We start from the raw sequence: 15,527 nt of genomic DNA, 5'->3' as shown, positions 1-15,527 counted from the left end.
GCTGCGCACGGTGATGTGCTGGCGGGCCAGCACCGGCGCCACATATTCGATGACGGCACGGTGCGGGCCGCTCACCAGCTTGGGATAGTCCACCAGGAACTGCTCCACGGCCTGCCAGTAGCAGGCGTTGTTCACATGGTTGTACTGGTCGATATCGGTGGCTCGCAGCGGAAACGGCAGATCGGTATCGGATTCCGGCGGCGTGGGATCGGTGAGCCACGGCCGCCACCGCAGCCGCTGCTCGGCGGTGGTCTGCGCCAGATAGGCCAGGCCCGCGTCGCTGATCCGGGCGGGCATATTGTTCGCTTCGTTGATCTTGATCCAGAAACCTTCGGTTTCGATCAGGCCACCGCGGTCACTGGTGATCCGGACCCGCATATTCGACCAGCGGGTCGACATACTCGAACACCAGCGCTGCAGCCGCACATGGTCGGGCCACAGGACCGGACGGATCACATCGATCACCGTGCGCCGGATGATCCAGCTCGGGTCGGTCTGCTCCAGAATGGATTGCTGCAGGTGTTCCCACGCGATGTCCTGGAGGTAGCGGGCGATGCCGTCGAGGCGCACGCGGTTGTAGGGATCCACGTCGCCGGCTCGCACCGGCCACGCCGAGACGAATCCCATGCCCTCCTGGGGAAGCGGGGCGAGTGGCTGATCGAGTGACACTTGTGCTCCTCGCGCGGCGGGTCGGGCCGCGGTACTTCTTCCGAGTTTCCTGTGAGAAGACTTTACGGTGGAGTGCCGGGCCGGGCGTGGGTGGTGGTCAGTAGCCGACGTACCCGGTGCCGTTGGACACGCCGACCACACCGGGCACATTGCTCAGCGAGCCGTACCGTTCGATGGCGTAGCGGGTGCCGGCGATGATGTTGTCCACCGGGTTCCAGATATCGGTATGTCCGGGCAGCGCATAGGCATTGAAGGTCGGGTCGATGGTCTGCATGAGACCTTTGGACGGGATACCGGCGGCGGCGTTGCTGTCCCACAAGTTGATCGCGTGCGGATCACCGCCGGATTCGCGCTCGATGATCAGGGCGATGATCGCGGCCTCGGAATCATCGATGTCGTAGCCGTTCTCCCGGAGTTTGCGGATGGCTTCGTCGATCCACGCCTTCTGATCCCCGGTGGGCATGGTGGTGGGGACCCCCGCGGCGGCCGGGCTGCCCATTCCGGCGGCGGTGCTATCGCCCATCAGCGAACTGCTCGGCGAGCCGGTCGCCGCCGGGGCGCCGTTCGAGGTGCCACCGGTATCGGCCGGGGCGGTGGCGGCCGGGGCGGTGGCGACGGGAACCTCCGGCGCGATATTGAGGGCCGGTTCGCCCAGCCCGTTGTAGGCGGTCTCCAGTTCGGTAACGGCCTGCTGGACGGCGGTAACCGCTCGGTTGGCCGTATCCTCCGCCGTCTTCAGCGCGCTGACGATATTCCACTGATGCGTCGCCGCGACCAGGCGCTGGCCGAGCTCTGCGTTCTGTACCTCGGGGGAATCGGCGGGTTTTCCGGAGGTCCGGCGGAGATGATCGATCCTGGCCTGCGCGCTGACGGTGCCGTCGTCGGCCACCTCGAACGCGGGCATGGGCGGCAGTGCGGTATCGCGCGCCGCGTCGCGCATCCGCAGCACCTTGCTCTTGGCCTCGATCAGATTCGTGACCTCGGTGCGCAGTGCGGTCTCGATTTTCAGCAGGGCCGCGCTCACCGGCCCGGAGCGGGTGCGCTCGGTATCCATCCGGGTACTCGCGGCCGCGCCGGCGGCGCCGGACCAGTTCAGTGCGCGGGTGTTCGTGACGGCGGTACCGGTGAGCTGATCCAGCCGCACGGATACGGTGTTCGCGTGGCCGGCGGCGGTGGTGAGCAGTTCGGGCTGCCACTGTTCGACATCGCCGATGGTGAGGGTCATGCGGGGAGGTCCAATCCGACGGTGGTGAGCGTCGTGGTGAACTCCGATTCGCTCATCTCGTAGGCGCCCGCATCGTTGCGCAACTGCCCCGCGATCGTGGTGAGCCGCTCGCCGATCCGTTGCAATGCGGAACCTGTGAGATCACCCGCCCGCTGCCCCGGTACCGAGAACCCGGTGCCGGGTAGCGCGCCGGCGGCGGCCGCGAAAACATCGTCCGCGCGCAAAGCACCGACCTCGCCCGCTTCCGTCTCCAGTTGCCCGGCGAAAGTACGTAGCGTTTCCGGATCCACGCGCACAGTCGACGGCGTGCCGGCTTCCCCTTCACTCATAACTCCCCCATGAATTCCCGCCCGATGGTGCTGCGGCTCAGTCTAGCCCGGGGGATGGACTCAGCGCGGGGGTGACGGATAGTTTGATGTGGACGGGTGGATTGGTACATGTCTACCGGTGCGTCTCATGCTCGCCGGTGAACGAACAGAGAGGTCGGCATATGCGCGCAGCTCAGGTCAGCAAACTCGAGGGTCCGGAAGCGATCGAGATCGTCGACATCCCGGAACCGGCGCCGCTGCCCGGCGGGGTCGTCATCGACGTCCACGCGGCGGGGGTCGCGTTCCCGGACGTGCTGATGACCCGCGGCCTGTATCAGATGAAACCCGAGATGCCGTTCGTCGTCGGCGGGGAGGTCGCCGGTGTGGTCCGGGAAGCCCCGGAGGGCTCGCATCTTCGACCGGGCGACCGGGTCTGCGCACTGACCATGTTGGGCAACGCCATGGCCGAGGTGACCAGCACCGCGGCCGAGATGGTTTTCAAACTCCCCGACAACATTTCCTTCGAAGAGGGCGCCGGGATCCTCTTCAACGATCTCACCGTGCACTTCTGCCTGCGTAACCGCGGCCGGCTCGCCGCGGGCGAATCCGTCCTGGTGCACGGCGCCGCCGGCGGGATCGGTACCTCGACGCTGCGGATGGCCGCCGCGCTCGGCGCCGGGCAGGTGATCGCGGTGGTCAGCACGGAGGAAAAGGCCGAGATCGCCCGGGCGCACGGCGCCACCGATGTCGTACTCACCGACGGCTGGCTGGACCGCGTCAAGGAACTGACCGGCAACCGCGGTGTGGATATCGTGCTCGACCCGGTGGGCGGCGACCGCTTCACCGACAGCATCCGCTCGCTGGCCCGCGGCGGCCGGTTGCTGGTGGTCGGTTTCACCGGCGGCGATATCCCCACCGTGAAAGTGAACCGGCTGCTGCTGAAGAACGTCGAGGTCGTCGGCGCCGGCTGGGGCGAATGGATGCTGTCGCATCCGGGTTATCTGGCCGAGCAGTGGGCCGAGGTGGAGCCGCTGCTCGCCGCAGGCGCGATTCCCGCCCCGCAGCCGGTGCTGTTCCCGCTGGAGCGCGCGGCCGAAGCGGTGGCCTCCCTGGAGAACCGCTCGGCGACCGGCAAGGTTGTGGTCACCCTGCGCTGATCCCGGGCTTCCGTGGGCGGGCGGATCGGATTCCCTCGCCCACGGGTGCTGGGGATGCATGAAAATTGTTGTACGGCCAGTTGTCGCTCTGTGCGTGATATTCGAGCCGGCAGTCGCGGCCGAACGCCGCCTTCCTTCGGCCGAACCCCGTGCCATGACGTGATTTCCGCCCCGGTGGCGCCGCGTACCGCGCTTCGCGGGGTATTCCGGTGGCGTTGCGAATCACTGCCGGATGGAGTCGTTGCGCGGCAGCGATATAACGCGCAGGCAACGGAACCGTGCCCGAACACCCGCCGGGTATCGGTTCTTCTCGGCATTGTTCACGACATGCTGATCGGGTCGACGATTGGGAACGGTAATTTGTTGCAGGACCTACGAAAAACGTAGACGATTGCCCGGCAGCGTTCTTCGAAGTCATCGAATGCTACGGCACACGCGACTTCGGGAGGGCAATTTCGAAGCTGTACTTCACGCTGTTGAACGCGCGCAGGCCATGCGTGTCAACCTGTGCCGCACGGCCTGCGCGAACGTTGTCTCAGGGGTGAAGAGTGCCCCGCCGCAGAAGCCAGCTTCCATCGGGCAACTTATTGCAATTGTATTCACCGTAGGGAATGCCGAGTCGTTGTGCTGCGGCATTGCATTCATTAATCGTGGGGAAGACCCCGATGTCCGCTTCCGTGGCCTGCGCGAAGGCCGGACAGGTAAATGAAATCGCTCCCGCAAGCAGGAGTGCTGCTGCAATTTTCATCTGATTCACTTCCCTTGAAGTGTGGGATACATGGTTGAACTAGACAAACCAATCCATCCGGTTTGCGGATGTGCAAGTAATAGAATCCCCGGTATCCCCCTATCCCCAGTGCCGACTGCAACCGGCATGAGTAAAAAAGTAGGACACGCGGGCTCCCGTGTCAACGGCATTGCGCCGATTGGATATTCGACTCGGGTGCGGTCGTGGGTGCCTGGTACCCGATGTCGTACCGGGCTCGGCGCACGATTTCTCGGCGTGTTGTATTGGGACTATCGCGACTGGGCCCGCCGGCAGCGGATACAGCGGCCGGCATCGGGGTTCGCACGTCGATCGAGCATCCCGCGACTGCCGGGACTCGATGCGGGCAACCGCATCCACGACACCGTGCTCCGTCACTCATGATTCCCTGCTCGAGGTGCGAAGCGCGGCGGGGCAACCTCCGAGTGATCTGGGTAGAGTTGCCGTCATGCGGATCTTGGCGGCGATGGTCACCGGGCTGAGCTGTGTTCTCGTCCTGGGTGCCTGCGGTGGTCCGGAGGACGAGTCCGCTACGGACGCCGCGCGTCCGGTGCCGAAAGTGGCGCCACTGGGTCCGTTCGTGGGGGAATGCGGTCATGTCACCGACGCCGAGATCGACAAGGTCGGCGGGACGGGTCAGATCATCCAGTCGTACAAGAATGCAGTGGGCTGCAACTGGCAGGGGGCATCCGGCACCTCGATCACCTTCGCCTCCTACCGCGGGAGCCCGCTCGAACGGGAGAGGGCCTGGGTGACCACGCACGGTCGGCCGCCCGAGCCGATCGAGGTGAGCGGCCGCACCGGTTTCGCCGCTCTCGATCCCACCGGCGACATCTGCGATCTGGCGATCCAGCTCGACGACGATTTCTTCGAGTGGTCCACCCAGTTCGACATGCTCGGCGGGCCCGGGGGCAACCCCTGTGACCGCAGCCGGGCACTCGCCGAACTGACGATCCAGCGGCTGGAGTGAACGCGATGACATTCGGCAGGAGCCTCCGATCCGGCGCGCTCGTGGTCGCGGTCTTGCTGGCAGCGATCCTCGGGGCCGGTTGCGGCAGTACCGTGGACGGCACGGCACTACCCGCCGGCGGCACTGCGGGCGGCGCGGTGAACACCGAGATCGACAAACTGCTCCGTGAATGCGATGTGATCACCGAGCAGCAGATCATCGACGCGCTCGGGGGGAACACATTCATCCGCGACTCCTTCTTCGGCGCGGTGTGCATGTGGGATATCGGCGGCGGTGCCGGGATGCTCACGCTGAACTGGTACGAGAACGGCAGCCTGCGCAACGAACAGGCCACCAACGACAAACTGGGCTACACCACCACGAAGACCACGGTCCAGGGCACGATCGCACTGGAAGTCCGCCGCCCCAACGACCCCAATTCCTGCGGTATGACCGCCAGCGCCGCCGACTCCGGCGTGATCGGCTGGTGGGTCAACTCGAGCCCCGGCGCCACCGCCGACCCCTGCGCGGCGGCGAAGAAGCTTTTGGAACTGACCCTGAACATCGCGCGCTGATCAAATCCCCGCACTCGACCACCGAACTCACCCTCAGCGATAGCTCGCCGGACTCGACTGCCGACACCACCACGGGCCCACCTGCGACTCCACCCCATTTCCCCGCATGCGAACAGTCAGCCTCCGTGGTTAGGGGCCCGTCTCGTTCTGGAGCGACAGAGCGGGGGAGCGAAGCGGAGGAGCGGCGGAGTGAAGAACGAGACTTCGGGGGCCCCGAACCGGCGGCGCCGGAGGCGGCGCAGTCGAACACAGAACGGCGGAGTGAAGAACGAGACTTCCGGGGGCCCCGAACCCGCGCGCGCCAGCGCGCCAAGGACACAGCAACCTCTGCGGACAGCGTCAGCTCCCTCACCTCCGCGGTCCGGTTCTCCCGTTCGACCCGAGCCTCGCGGCGCCGGTACACAGCTACCCTGTTTTGATGTGTCCGCTGGGTCCGAGTACAGTGGACGGCTGTGCCCGGAAGGATACGGGCAAGTTCGAGCGCAGACGTAGGCCAGCGAGAGCGGCTGACGATTCCAGCGTGCCTGTAAATCGGGCCCTGAACTGCGCACGACACGCCCGACCTCGGGACGCGAGAAACGTGGTTGGACGTGCGGGTGAAAGCTCGATGAACAGACCTGACACCGCCAGAACCGATTAAAGGAAAGCCGGTCTATGCCAACCATCAACCAGCTGGTCCGTAAGGGTCGCCGCGACAAGGTCGCCAAGACCAAGACCGCGGCCCTCAAGGGGAGCCCGCAGCGGCGCGGTGTGTGCACCCGCGTGTACACCACCACCCCGAAGAAGCCGAACTCCGCGCTGCGCAAGGTCGCGCGTGTTCGCCTGACCAGCGCGGTCGAGGTCACGGCGTACATCCCCGGCGAAGGCCACAACCTGCAGGAGCACTCGATGGTGCTCGTCCGCGGCGGTCGTGTGAAGGACCTCCCCGGTGTGCGTTACAAGATCATTCGCGGTTCGCTGGACACCCAGGGTGTGAAGAACCGTAAGCAGGCCCGCAGCCGTTACGGCGCCAAGAAGGAGAAGAGCTGATATGCCGCGCAAGGGCCCCGCTCCCAAGCGTCCGCTGATCAACGACCCGGTCTACGGGTCGCCGCTGGTGACGCAGCTGGTCAACAAGATCCTGCTCGACGGTAAGAAGTCCACCGCCGAGCGCATCGTCTACGGTGCGCTGGAGCAGGCGCGGGAGAAGACCGGCACCGATCCGGTCGTCACCCTCAAGCGCGCGCTGGACAACGTCAAGCCGTCGCTCGAGGTGAAGCCCCGTCGTGTCGGTGGCGCCACCTACCAGGTGCCGGTCGAGGTTCGTCCCGGCCGCGCCAACACCCTGGCCCTGCGCTGGCTGGTGAACTTCTCGCGGGCTCGCCGGGAGAAGACCATGGTCGAGCGCCTGGCCAACGAACTGCTCGATGCCAGCAACGGTCTGGGCGCCTCGGTGAAACGCCGCGAGGACACCCACAAGATGGCCGAGTCCAACCGGGCCTTCGCGCACTACCGCTGGTGATGTCTGCCCGGCCCAACGCTGCGGGCTCGGGAGGCGTACGGAAGTTCTGCTTCCGGCTTTGACAACAGATGGCGGCCGAACCGGCCGCCGGCGAGAATCCCAACTAGCTACGAGCGGGGAAGATTTCCGTGGCACAGGACGTGCTCACCGACCTGAACAAGGTCCGCAACATCGGCATCATGGCCCACATCGATGCGGGCAAGACCACTACCACCGAACGCATCCTCTTCTACACCGGTGTGAACTACAAGATCGGCGAAACCCATGACGGGGCGTCGACCACCGACTGGATGGAGCAGGAGCAGGAGCGCGGTATCACCATCACCTCCGCGGCGGTGACCTGCTTCTGGAACCAGAACCAGATCAACATCATCGACACCCCCGGCCACGTCGACTTCACCGTCGAGGTGGAGCGCAGCCTGCGTGTGCTCGATGGCGCCGTCGCCGTCTTCGACGGCAAGGAGGGCGTGGAGCCGCAGTCCGAGCAGGTGTGGCGTCAGGCCGACAAGTACGACGTGCCGCGGATCTGTTTCGTCAACAAGATGGACAAGCTCGGTGCGGATTTCTACTTCACCGTGCAGACCATCAAGGACCGTCTCGGCGCCAAGCCGCTGGTCATTCAGCTGCCGATCGGTGCGGAGGACACCTTCGAGGGTGTCGTCGACCTGGTCGAGATGAAGGCCAAGGTCTGGACCGGCGAAACCAAGCTGGGCGAGAAGTACGAGGTACAGGACATCCCCGCCGATCTGGTGGAGAAGGCCGAGCAGTACCGCCAGGAACTGCTGGAGACCGTCGCGGAATCCGACGAGGCGCTGCTGGACAAGTTCTTCGGCGGCGAAGAGCTCTCGGTCGACGAGATCAAGGGCGCCATCCGCAAGATGACCGTCAACTCCGAGCTCTACCCGGTGCTGTGCGGTTCGGCGTTCAAGAACAAGGGCGTGCAGCCCATGCTCGACGCCGTGGTGGATTACCTGCCCTCGCCGCTGGACGTCGAGTCCGTGCAGGGGCATGTGCCCGGTAACGAGGAGGAGGTGCTCACCCGTAAGCCGAGCGCCGACGAGCCGTTCGCCGCGCTGGCGTTCAAGATCGCCGTGCACCCGTTCTTCGGCAAGCTGACCTACGTCCGCGTCTACTCGGGCAAGGTCGATTCCGGTGCCCAGGTCATCAACGCGACCAAGGGCAAGAAGGAGCGGCTGGGCAAGCTGTTCCAGATGCACTCCAACAAGGAGAACCCGGTTCCCCAGGTCAGTGCCGGCCATATCTACGCGGTCATCGGCCTGAAGGACACCACCACGGGCGATACCCTGTGCGATCCGAACAGCCAGATCGTGCTGGAGTCCATGACCTTCCCGGACCCGGTCATCGAGGTCTCCATCGAGCCCAAGACCAAGTCCGACCAGGAGAAGCTGGGCACCGCGATCCAGAAGCTCGCCGAAGAGGATCCGACCTTCACGGTGAAGCTGGACCAGGAGACCGGCCAGACCGTTATCGGCGGTATGGGCGAGCTGCACCTCGACATCCTGGTCGACCGGATGAAGCGCGAGTTCAAGGTCGAGGCGAACGTCGGCAAGCCGCAGGTCGCCTACCGCGAAACCATCACCAAGCCGGTCGAGAAGCTCGAGTTCACCCACAAGAAGCAGACGGGTGGTTCGGGCCAGTTCGCGAAGGTCATCATTGCGCTGGAGCCGTTCGTCGGTGAAGACGGCGCCACCTACGAGTTCGAGAACAAGGTCACCGGTGGCCGCGTGCCGAAGGAATACATCCCTTCGGTGGACGCGGGCGCGCAGGACGCCATGCAGTACGGTGTGCTCGCCGGTTACCCGCTGGTCAACCTGAAGGTGATCCTGCTCGACGGTGCATACCACGACGTCGACTCCTCGGAGATGGCGTTCAAGATCGCCGGCGCGCAGGCCCTCAAGGAAGCGGCCCGTAAGGCCGGTCCGGTGATCCTCGAACCGCTGATGGCGGTCGAGGTCACCACGCCCGAGGATTACATGGGCGATGTGATCGGCGACCTGAACTCCCGCCGTGGCCAGATCCAGGCCATGGAGGAACGCAGTGGTGCCCGTGTCGTCAAGGCGCTGGTTCCGCTCTCGGAGATGTTCGGCTACATCGGTGACCTGCGGTCGAAGACCCAGGGCCGGGCGAACTACTCCATGGTGTTCGATTCGTACGCGGAGGTCCCGGCCAACGTGTCGAAGGAGATCATCGCCAAGGCGACCGGCGAGTAACACCAGCCGGGCGTCAGCACGACCCCCTTGTAAATCAATCCGCACTGCTGCAACTGCAAGCACCAACAAGTCCAGGAGGACACCACAGTGGCGAAGGCGAAGTTCGAGCGGACGAAGCCGCACGTCAACATCGGCACCATCGGTCACGTCGACCACGGCAAGACCACGCTGACCGCAGCGATCACGAAGGTGCTGGCGGAGAAGTACCCCGATCTGAACGAGAGCTTTGCCTTCGATCAGATCGACAAGGCGCCGGAGGAGAAGGCTCGTGGTATCACGATCAACATCTCCCACGTCGAATACCAGACCGAGAAGCGCCACTACGCCCACGTGGACGCCCCCGGTCACGCGGACTACATCAAGAACATGATCACCGGTGCGGCGCAGATGGACGGCGCCATCCTGGTGGTCGCCGCCACCGACGGCCCGATGCCGCAGACCCGTGAGCACGTGCTGCTCGCCCGTCAGGTCGGCGTGCCCTACATCCTGGTCGCGCTGAACAAGTCGGACATGGTCGACGACGAGGAAATCCTCGAGCTCGTCGAGATGGAGGTCCGCGAGCTGCTGGCTTCGCAGGAGTTCGACGAGGATGCCCCCGTCGTGCGTGTCTCCGGCCTGAAGGCCCTCGAGGGCGATGCCAAGTGGAGCGAGTCGATCATCGAGCTGATGAACGCGGTCGACGAGTCCATCCCGGATCCGGTGCGTGAGACCGACAAGCCGTTCCTGATGCCGATCGAGGACGTCTTCACCATCACCGGTCGTGGCACCGTTGTCACCGGTCGTGTGGAGCGCGGTGTGGTCAACCTCAACGAGGAAGTCGAGATCGTCGGCATCCGCCCGGAGAAGACCAAGACCACCATCACCGGTATCGAGATGTTCCGCAAGATGCTGGACACCGCGCAGGCCGGTGACAACGCGGGTCTGCTGATCCGTGGCATCAAGCGCGAGGATGTGGAGCGCGGCCAGGTCGTCATCAAGCCGGGCACCACCACCCCGCACACCGAGTTCGAGGGTCAGGCCTACATCCTGTCCAAGGACGAGGGCGGCCGCCACACGCCGTTCTTCAACAACTACCGTCCGCAGTTCTACTTCCGTACCACGGACGTGACGGGCGTTGTGACCCTGCCCGAGGGCACCGAAATGGTTATGCCCGGCGACAACACCGAGATGTCGGTGAAGCTGATCCAGCCGGTCGCCATGGACGAGGGTCTGCGTTTCGCGATCCGCGAGGGTGGCCGCACCGTCGGCGCCGGTCGGGTTACGAAGATCATCAAGTGATCTCCTGACTCAGGTCACTTCGAACGGCGTCGCCTTCGGGCGGCGCCGTTCGCTGTTTCGGGGACCGCTCCGAACAGCATCGTGAAGTTTCTGGTCGATGCTCAGTTACCGTCGGCGCTCGCTCGTGCCATCGCAGCCGAGGGGTTCGAAGCGGTCCACGTGAGCGATATTGCGATGATTGTTGCATCCGATCGGGAGGTCTGGCAGGCAGCCTTGCGCTGAGATGCGGTCATCATCACCAAGGATGAGGACTTCATCCAGCTCGGGCTCGCCGGCGGGGGAATCGAGGTGCCGATAGTTTTTTTTGGATTCTCTCCGCTGGTCCTCATGGACGGCAAAGCTGGGCCATAGACACCGCCCGCGCGATCGCCCCCCTACATGTCGCAAACCGGCGGAACGATCGGTTCGGCAAACGGTATTTACACATCCTTGGGAGTGAGAGGTTCTGCGCGGTCGGAGTTGCGTCGTAGTATGGCTCACCGGTCGTCGGTAGATCGGTCGGATTGGTGAGAGCACGCCGTAGGGCCGTGCACTGCAACGACGGGCGGGGGCCACAAGATGACCCAGCGAATTCGAGAGTGACCAGCTGCCACCGTGAATCATCCATCGTACGAGCGAGCAGGCGAGCTTCTGGAAAGCCTGCACAAGTACGCCGCGGAAGGTCCGCACCATGCCGCCGTCCAGGCCAAGGTCGACGAACCCGGACAGACGATCGACAACGTGCTGTTCAATATCCGGCTCGATACCGGCGGGACATTACTGGAAGAGTTCGTCCACGACAGCGACGGTCTGACAGATGCAGACCGCACGATGGTCCTCGCGTGGCGGGAGAACATTGTGGGGTTGTACGAGATTCGAGACATCTCCGCCGATGGCGTGCGCTTGTTCAACCATATCGACGAGATGACCTACCAGGTACGCACAAACATTCGCGCAGAAGTCCGCGACCAGCTACCTATCGGCAGGGTGGCCCTGTGCCGGCTCGGACCGTTCGCCGGCGAGTGGATCTTCCTGAAAAACGCCGACTTCGTATCCGGCGAATCGGCCGCCGCGCGGCTCGCCCAGGTGCCGCGGCTGCAGCGCGAGAATCCAAAGCTGGTGTTCCGCAACCCCCATTTGCTTGCCCGGGGTTGGGAACTTCAGGCCGCAATGCGTGGCGACTTCATCGCCTATCACGGAAGCGACACCGTGATGGTGCATGGATCCGGAGCGCACGACGCATGGACGGCACCCTTCCGCCGAAAGATCTTGGACAGCGGGCGTGCATGGAGCCCGGACGCCTTTCCACCGCTGGCGCCGGAAATGGCAGGCTCGGAGGACGTCACGCTGATCTTCGACGAAGTCGATGGTTTGAGCTTTTACGTCAATTACGGACGAGTCCGGGCGGCCTTCGTCGACCCCGCCCTGGTCGGGGAACCGTCCTACCGCAACACCGTCCTCGACTATCTGTACAACGACACTGTTCCTCCTGTACCCCTGGCGCGGCTCGCGACGGCCGCCCCCGACCGGGCAACCAGGTTGTTCGCGAGACTAATGCACAGTCCGGACTTCTCCTGGGAACGCGACGGCGACGACCTCCTCCGCCGCGCGAAAGCGCGGTGGTACGCGCAGCCACGCCTGCCGCGAGTTGTACCCCTGACAGACAGCAACAGGACCGACCAGGTGTGGCCACGCAATACGTGAGCGCGGATTCGGCCGGTAAGTGTTGTAATCGATACGCCAACTCCTCGGCAAGCGCTTACGCCTCGGTCAGCGAGCAGATTTGCTCGCAGGCCACGAATTCGCGTGCTCGCGTTCGAGCTCTTTCAACATCTTGGCGTCCTCGGATTTCATGCCGCCGTACTGGTTCTGCCAGCGATACCATCGAGATCGTCGGCGTCCGTCCGGAGAAGACAGTGATTCGCTGAATCGCTGGAAACGGCGCCGCTCCGCAAGGGGCGGCGCCGTTATTCGTTTCGGTTCGATCCTCGACCCGCCGCTCTGCAGGCGCTCGTTACCGCCGGCCGGCGCAAGCGTGGATTAGCGTAGCTTCATGAGAATTGTTCGCGCCTCGGTCATTTGCGCAATCGCGTTCGTGGCGATGTCGGTGGCGGCCGGTGCAGCCACTGCGGTGACTACTACTCCATTTCTCGCGGCCGCGATGACGGCCGCCCTCATCGCCCGTGGTGTTCCCGATCCGACCGCGGCGCTCGCCAGCGAGCTGGGGGTCCTCGCCTTCAAGCGCGGGTACGCGGAATGGTCCGAGGGTGATCAGGATGCGGAGGACGGGGTCGCCGGATACATCCTGCGGGCTCTGGACGAGTTACGCGAGGCAAGCGCTTCGCTGGGCTGAACTGTGCCTCCGGGGCTTCTCATCGGCATCCCCTACCGGCCGCTGCCGACCTGCTGGGGGAATGGCTCTTTCCGAGGCGCGCCGAAATTCGGTCGACTGTGGCTCGGTCGCCCGGGTAGACATACCGGCATGGTTCCGGAGCATCCGCAGCGGCGGTAGGTGGCGTGGGAGAGCGCAGGCCTGCCGCCTGACGCTCGTGCCGGACGCGGAACGCATCGATGGCGAGTGTCGCTCTGCCGATGAAACCCATTGATGAACAGGGAAAATCCATGCGAAGGCGCGACGAACCGGCCCGGATCCGAAATATCGGAATCATGGCGCATATCGACGCCGGTAAGACCACCGTCACCGAGCGAATTCTCTTCTACACCGGTGTCATCCGAAAACTCGGCGAAGTGCACGACGGTAGTGCGGTGATGGATTCGACTGCGCAGGAACGGGAGCGCGGAATCACTATTTCCGCAGCGGCCACAACCTGCACCTGGAACGAGCATCGCATCACGATCCTGGATACACCGGGACATGTCGATTTCACCGTCGAGGTAGAGCGGTCGCTGCGGGTACTGGACGGTGCGATAGCGGTATTCGATGCGAAGGAGGGCGTGGAACCGCAGTCGGAGCAGGTATGGCGGCAGGCCGACCGATACGGAGTACCGCGGATCTGTTTCATCAACAAGATGGACAAGGTCGGCGCCGATTTCGAGGCCACCGTGCGCAGTATCGGCGACCGCCTCGGGGTGCGGGCGCCGGTACTGCAGCTACCGATCGGAAGCGAGGGCGGGTTCACGGGCGTCGTGGATCTCGTCGGGATGCGGGCGGTGATCTGGAGCGACGCCGATACCCTCGGCGCGGAGTACGCCGAATGGGATATCCCTGTCGGGCTGAAGGATATCGCTGCCCGGTATCGGCGGGAACTCCTGGAAACAGTCGCCGAATCCGACGAGTCCTTGCTGGAGAAATTCGTCACCGGAGCGGAGTTCACCGTGCTCGAGATCAAGGATGCGATTCGGCGAATGACACTGCGCGGCGAAATCTGCCCGGTGCTGTGTGGTTCCGCTCTCGGAAATATCGGCGTGCAACCTTTGCTGGACGCCGTGATCGACTACCTGCCGTCACCCGCTGATACCGCAGCGGTGGGCGGCGGTCACCCGGTGCGGCGGTTCACCGACGACGCGGGACCGCTGTCCGCATTGGCATTCAAAGTCTCCGCGCATCCGTACTTCGGCAGGCTGACCTATGTGCGCGTGTATTCGGGTTGCCTGGAACCCGGGGCGGTGGTGCTGAATTCGACAAGTGGAAGAACGGAACGGGTGAACAAACTGTTCCGGATGCACGCCGATACCGAGCAGTCGCTGGACCGCGCCGATGCCGGCGATATCTGCGCAGTGATCGGGTTGAAGGACACCACGACCGGTGACACCCTGTGCGACCCCGGCAACCCGGTCGTGCTGGAGTCGATGGCTTTCCCGGAACCCGTCATATCGGTGGCGGTGGAGCCGGCGACCCGGCAGGACCAGCAGCGGTTGAGTATCGCGGTGCAGACACTGGCCGCGGAGGACCCGAGCCTCACCGTGGCTGTGGATGCGGAGACCGGCCAAACCGTGCTCGGCGGTATGGGTGAGTTGCACCTCGAAGTGGTGACGCAGCGATTGCGGACCGACTTCGGGATCGAGGTGGCGTTGGGCGAACCCCATGTCGCCTACCGCGAAACCATCACCCGCGGCTTCCGGGTGGAACACACCCACCGCAAGCAGAATGGTGGGTCGGGGCAGTACGCCAAGGTGGTGCTGGCGGTGGAACCGCTGGTAGCGCATGCGGATGTGACGTACGAGTTCGAATCCCGGGTAGTCGGCGGCCGGGTGCCGAAGGAGTACCTGCCGGCGGTCGACGCCGGAGCCCAGGACGTGCTCGACCATGGTGTGGTGGCCGGATATCCGGTGCAGGGCGTGCGGGTGGTGCTGCTCGACGGTGCCGCCCACAGCCGGGATTCGTCCGACCTCGCCTTCCGCGTCGCGGCCGCCGACGCGGTCCGTCAGGCGTTGGCGCAGGCCGGTCCGGTCCTGCTGGAGCCGGTAATGCGCGCGGAGGTCAGCACGCCCGGCGACTACCTCGGTGCGGTACTGGCCGACCTGAACTCGCGGCGGGGCCGGATTCGGTCGACCACCGAACGGAGCGGCTCGACGGTGGTCGAGGCTCTGGTTCCGCTGGCGGAGACGTTCGGCTATATCGGCGTGCTGCGGTCGAAGACCAAGGGCCGGGCGAGTTTCGCCATGGTCTTCGACAGCTATGAGCCGGTGCCGGCGTCGGTGGCCTATCGACGGCCGGGTATCGGCTGATCGAGTGCGGTGGGGGCCGCGGGCCGGGCGGGGCCCCCCGGGCCGGGCGGGGGGGCACCACCCCGCCCGGGGGGCGGCCGGGGGGGGGGGGGGCGGCCGGCCGCCGGGGGCGGGGGGGCCCCAGCCCGCGGGGCCCGGGAGGCGGCGGGGGGAGCACCGCGCCGCCGCGGGGGGGGGGGGGGCGGGTGGGGGGCGGGGGG

15 protein-coding genes are annotated in these 15,527 nt (G+C 65.1%); 11 read left to right on the top strand and 4 right to left on the bottom strand.

The features are described 5' to 3' along the window. The 3 genes from QH276_RS18650 to QH276_RS18640 form a co-directional block, all read right to left on the bottom strand. Positions 1–669: acyl-[acyl-carrier-protein] thioesterase (locus tag QH276_RS18650; RefSeq protein WP_280406827.1), on the bottom strand; the 669-nt coding region annotated here is incomplete at its 3' end. 97 nt (positions 670–766) lie between these two features. After that, positions 767–1,894 (bottom strand): transglycosylase SLT domain-containing protein, encoded by a 1,128-nt coding sequence (locus QH276_RS18645; RefSeq protein ID WP_280396630.1) that lies wholly within the window; start codon positions 1,892–1,894, stop codon positions 767–769. After that, positions 1,891–2,223, bottom strand: coding sequence for an ESX-1 secretion-associated protein (locus tag QH276_RS18640; protein WP_280396631.1), 333 nt, complete (start codon positions 2,221–2,223; stop codon positions 1,891–1,893). The genes QH276_RS18645 and QH276_RS18640 overlap by 4 nt, the downstream gene beginning before the upstream one ends. A 161-nt stretch (positions 2,224–2,384) precedes the next feature. Here QH276_RS18640 and QH276_RS18635 point away from each other — a divergent pair, with 161 nt between their 5' ends. Continuing rightward, positions 2,385–3,359, top strand: a complete 975-nt coding sequence (locus QH276_RS18635) for an NADPH:quinone oxidoreductase family protein (protein WP_280396632.1) — start codon at positions 2,385–2,387, stop codon at positions 3,357–3,359. A 535-nt stretch (positions 3,360–3,894) separates the two neighbouring features. Here the strand turns inward: QH276_RS18635 and QH276_RS18630 are convergent. Further along, on the bottom strand, positions 3,895–4,107 hold the full coding sequence (locus tag QH276_RS18630) for a hypothetical protein (protein ID WP_280396633.1): 213 nt from the start codon (positions 4,105–4,107) through the stop codon (positions 3,895–3,897). Positions 4,108–4,573: 466 nt separating this feature from the next. On the opposite strand from QH276_RS18630, the gene QH276_RS18625 reads away from it, so the two are divergent. The 10 genes from QH276_RS18625 (at position 4,574) to fusA (QH276_RS18580) (ending at position 15,327) form a co-directional block, all read left to right on the top strand. Next, the gene (locus QH276_RS18625; RefSeq protein ID WP_280396634.1) at positions 4,574–5,095 is read left to right on the top strand and encodes a DUF3558 domain-containing protein; all 522 of its coding nucleotides are present in this window, start codon (positions 4,574–4,576) and stop codon (positions 5,093–5,095) included. Between the two features lie 5 nt (positions 5,096–5,100). Then, entirely contained in the window at positions 5,101–5,649 is a 549-nt protein-coding gene (locus QH276_RS18620; protein WP_280396635.1) for a DUF3558 domain-containing protein, read from the top strand. A gap of 654 nt (positions 5,650–6,303) precedes the next feature. After that, on the top strand, positions 6,304–6,678 hold the full coding sequence (rpsL, locus tag QH276_RS18615) for a 30S ribosomal protein S12 (RefSeq protein WP_014353064.1): 375 nt from the start codon (positions 6,304–6,306) through the stop codon (positions 6,676–6,678). Position 6,679: 1 nt separating this feature from the next. Beyond that, positions 6,680–7,150 carry a 30S ribosomal protein S7 gene (gene rpsG / locus QH276_RS18610; RefSeq protein ID WP_014353063.1) on the top strand — a complete coding sequence of 157 codons (471 nt, stop codon included), beginning with the start codon at positions 6,680–6,682 and terminating at the stop codon, positions 7,148–7,150. A 128-nt stretch (positions 7,151–7,278) separates the two neighbouring features. After that, positions 7,279–9,381: an elongation factor G gene (fusA, locus tag QH276_RS18605; RefSeq protein ID WP_280402176.1), complete on the top strand. Its 2,103-nt coding sequence runs from the start codon at positions 7,279–7,281 to the stop codon at positions 9,379–9,381. Positions 9,382–9,468: 87 nt separating this feature from the next. Next, on the top strand, positions 9,469–10,659 hold the full coding sequence (gene tuf / locus QH276_RS18600; protein WP_280402175.1) for an elongation factor Tu: 1,191 nt from the start codon (positions 9,469–9,471) through the stop codon (positions 10,657–10,659). An 81-nt stretch (positions 10,660–10,740) separates the two neighbouring features. Further along, entirely contained in the window at positions 10,741–10,881 is a 141-nt protein-coding gene (locus QH276_RS18595; RefSeq protein WP_280402174.1) for a DUF5615 family PIN-like protein, read from the top strand. Between the two features lie 372 nt (positions 10,882–11,253). Then, positions 11,254–12,342 (top strand): hypothetical protein, encoded by a 1,089-nt coding sequence (locus tag QH276_RS18590; protein ID WP_280402173.1) that lies wholly within the window; start codon positions 11,254–11,256, stop codon positions 12,340–12,342. A gap of 349 nt (positions 12,343–12,691) precedes the next feature. Then, positions 12,692–12,991, top strand: coding sequence for a hypothetical protein (locus QH276_RS18585; RefSeq protein WP_280402172.1), 300 nt, complete (start codon positions 12,692–12,694; stop codon positions 12,989–12,991). A 269-nt stretch (positions 12,992–13,260) separates the two neighbouring features. Beyond that, positions 13,261–15,327: an elongation factor G gene (gene fusA / locus QH276_RS18580; RefSeq protein ID WP_280402171.1), complete on the top strand. Its 2,067-nt coding sequence runs from the start codon at positions 13,261–13,263 to the stop codon at positions 15,325–15,327. Positions 15,328–15,527: the final 200 nt, after the last annotated feature.

This window comes from Nocardia carnea (assembly GCF_029869215.1).
GTDB lineage: Bacteria > Actinomycetota > Actinomycetes > Mycobacteriales > Mycobacteriaceae > Nocardia > Nocardia carnea_B.
This window is presented reverse-complemented; position numbering and strand designations above follow the sequence as displayed.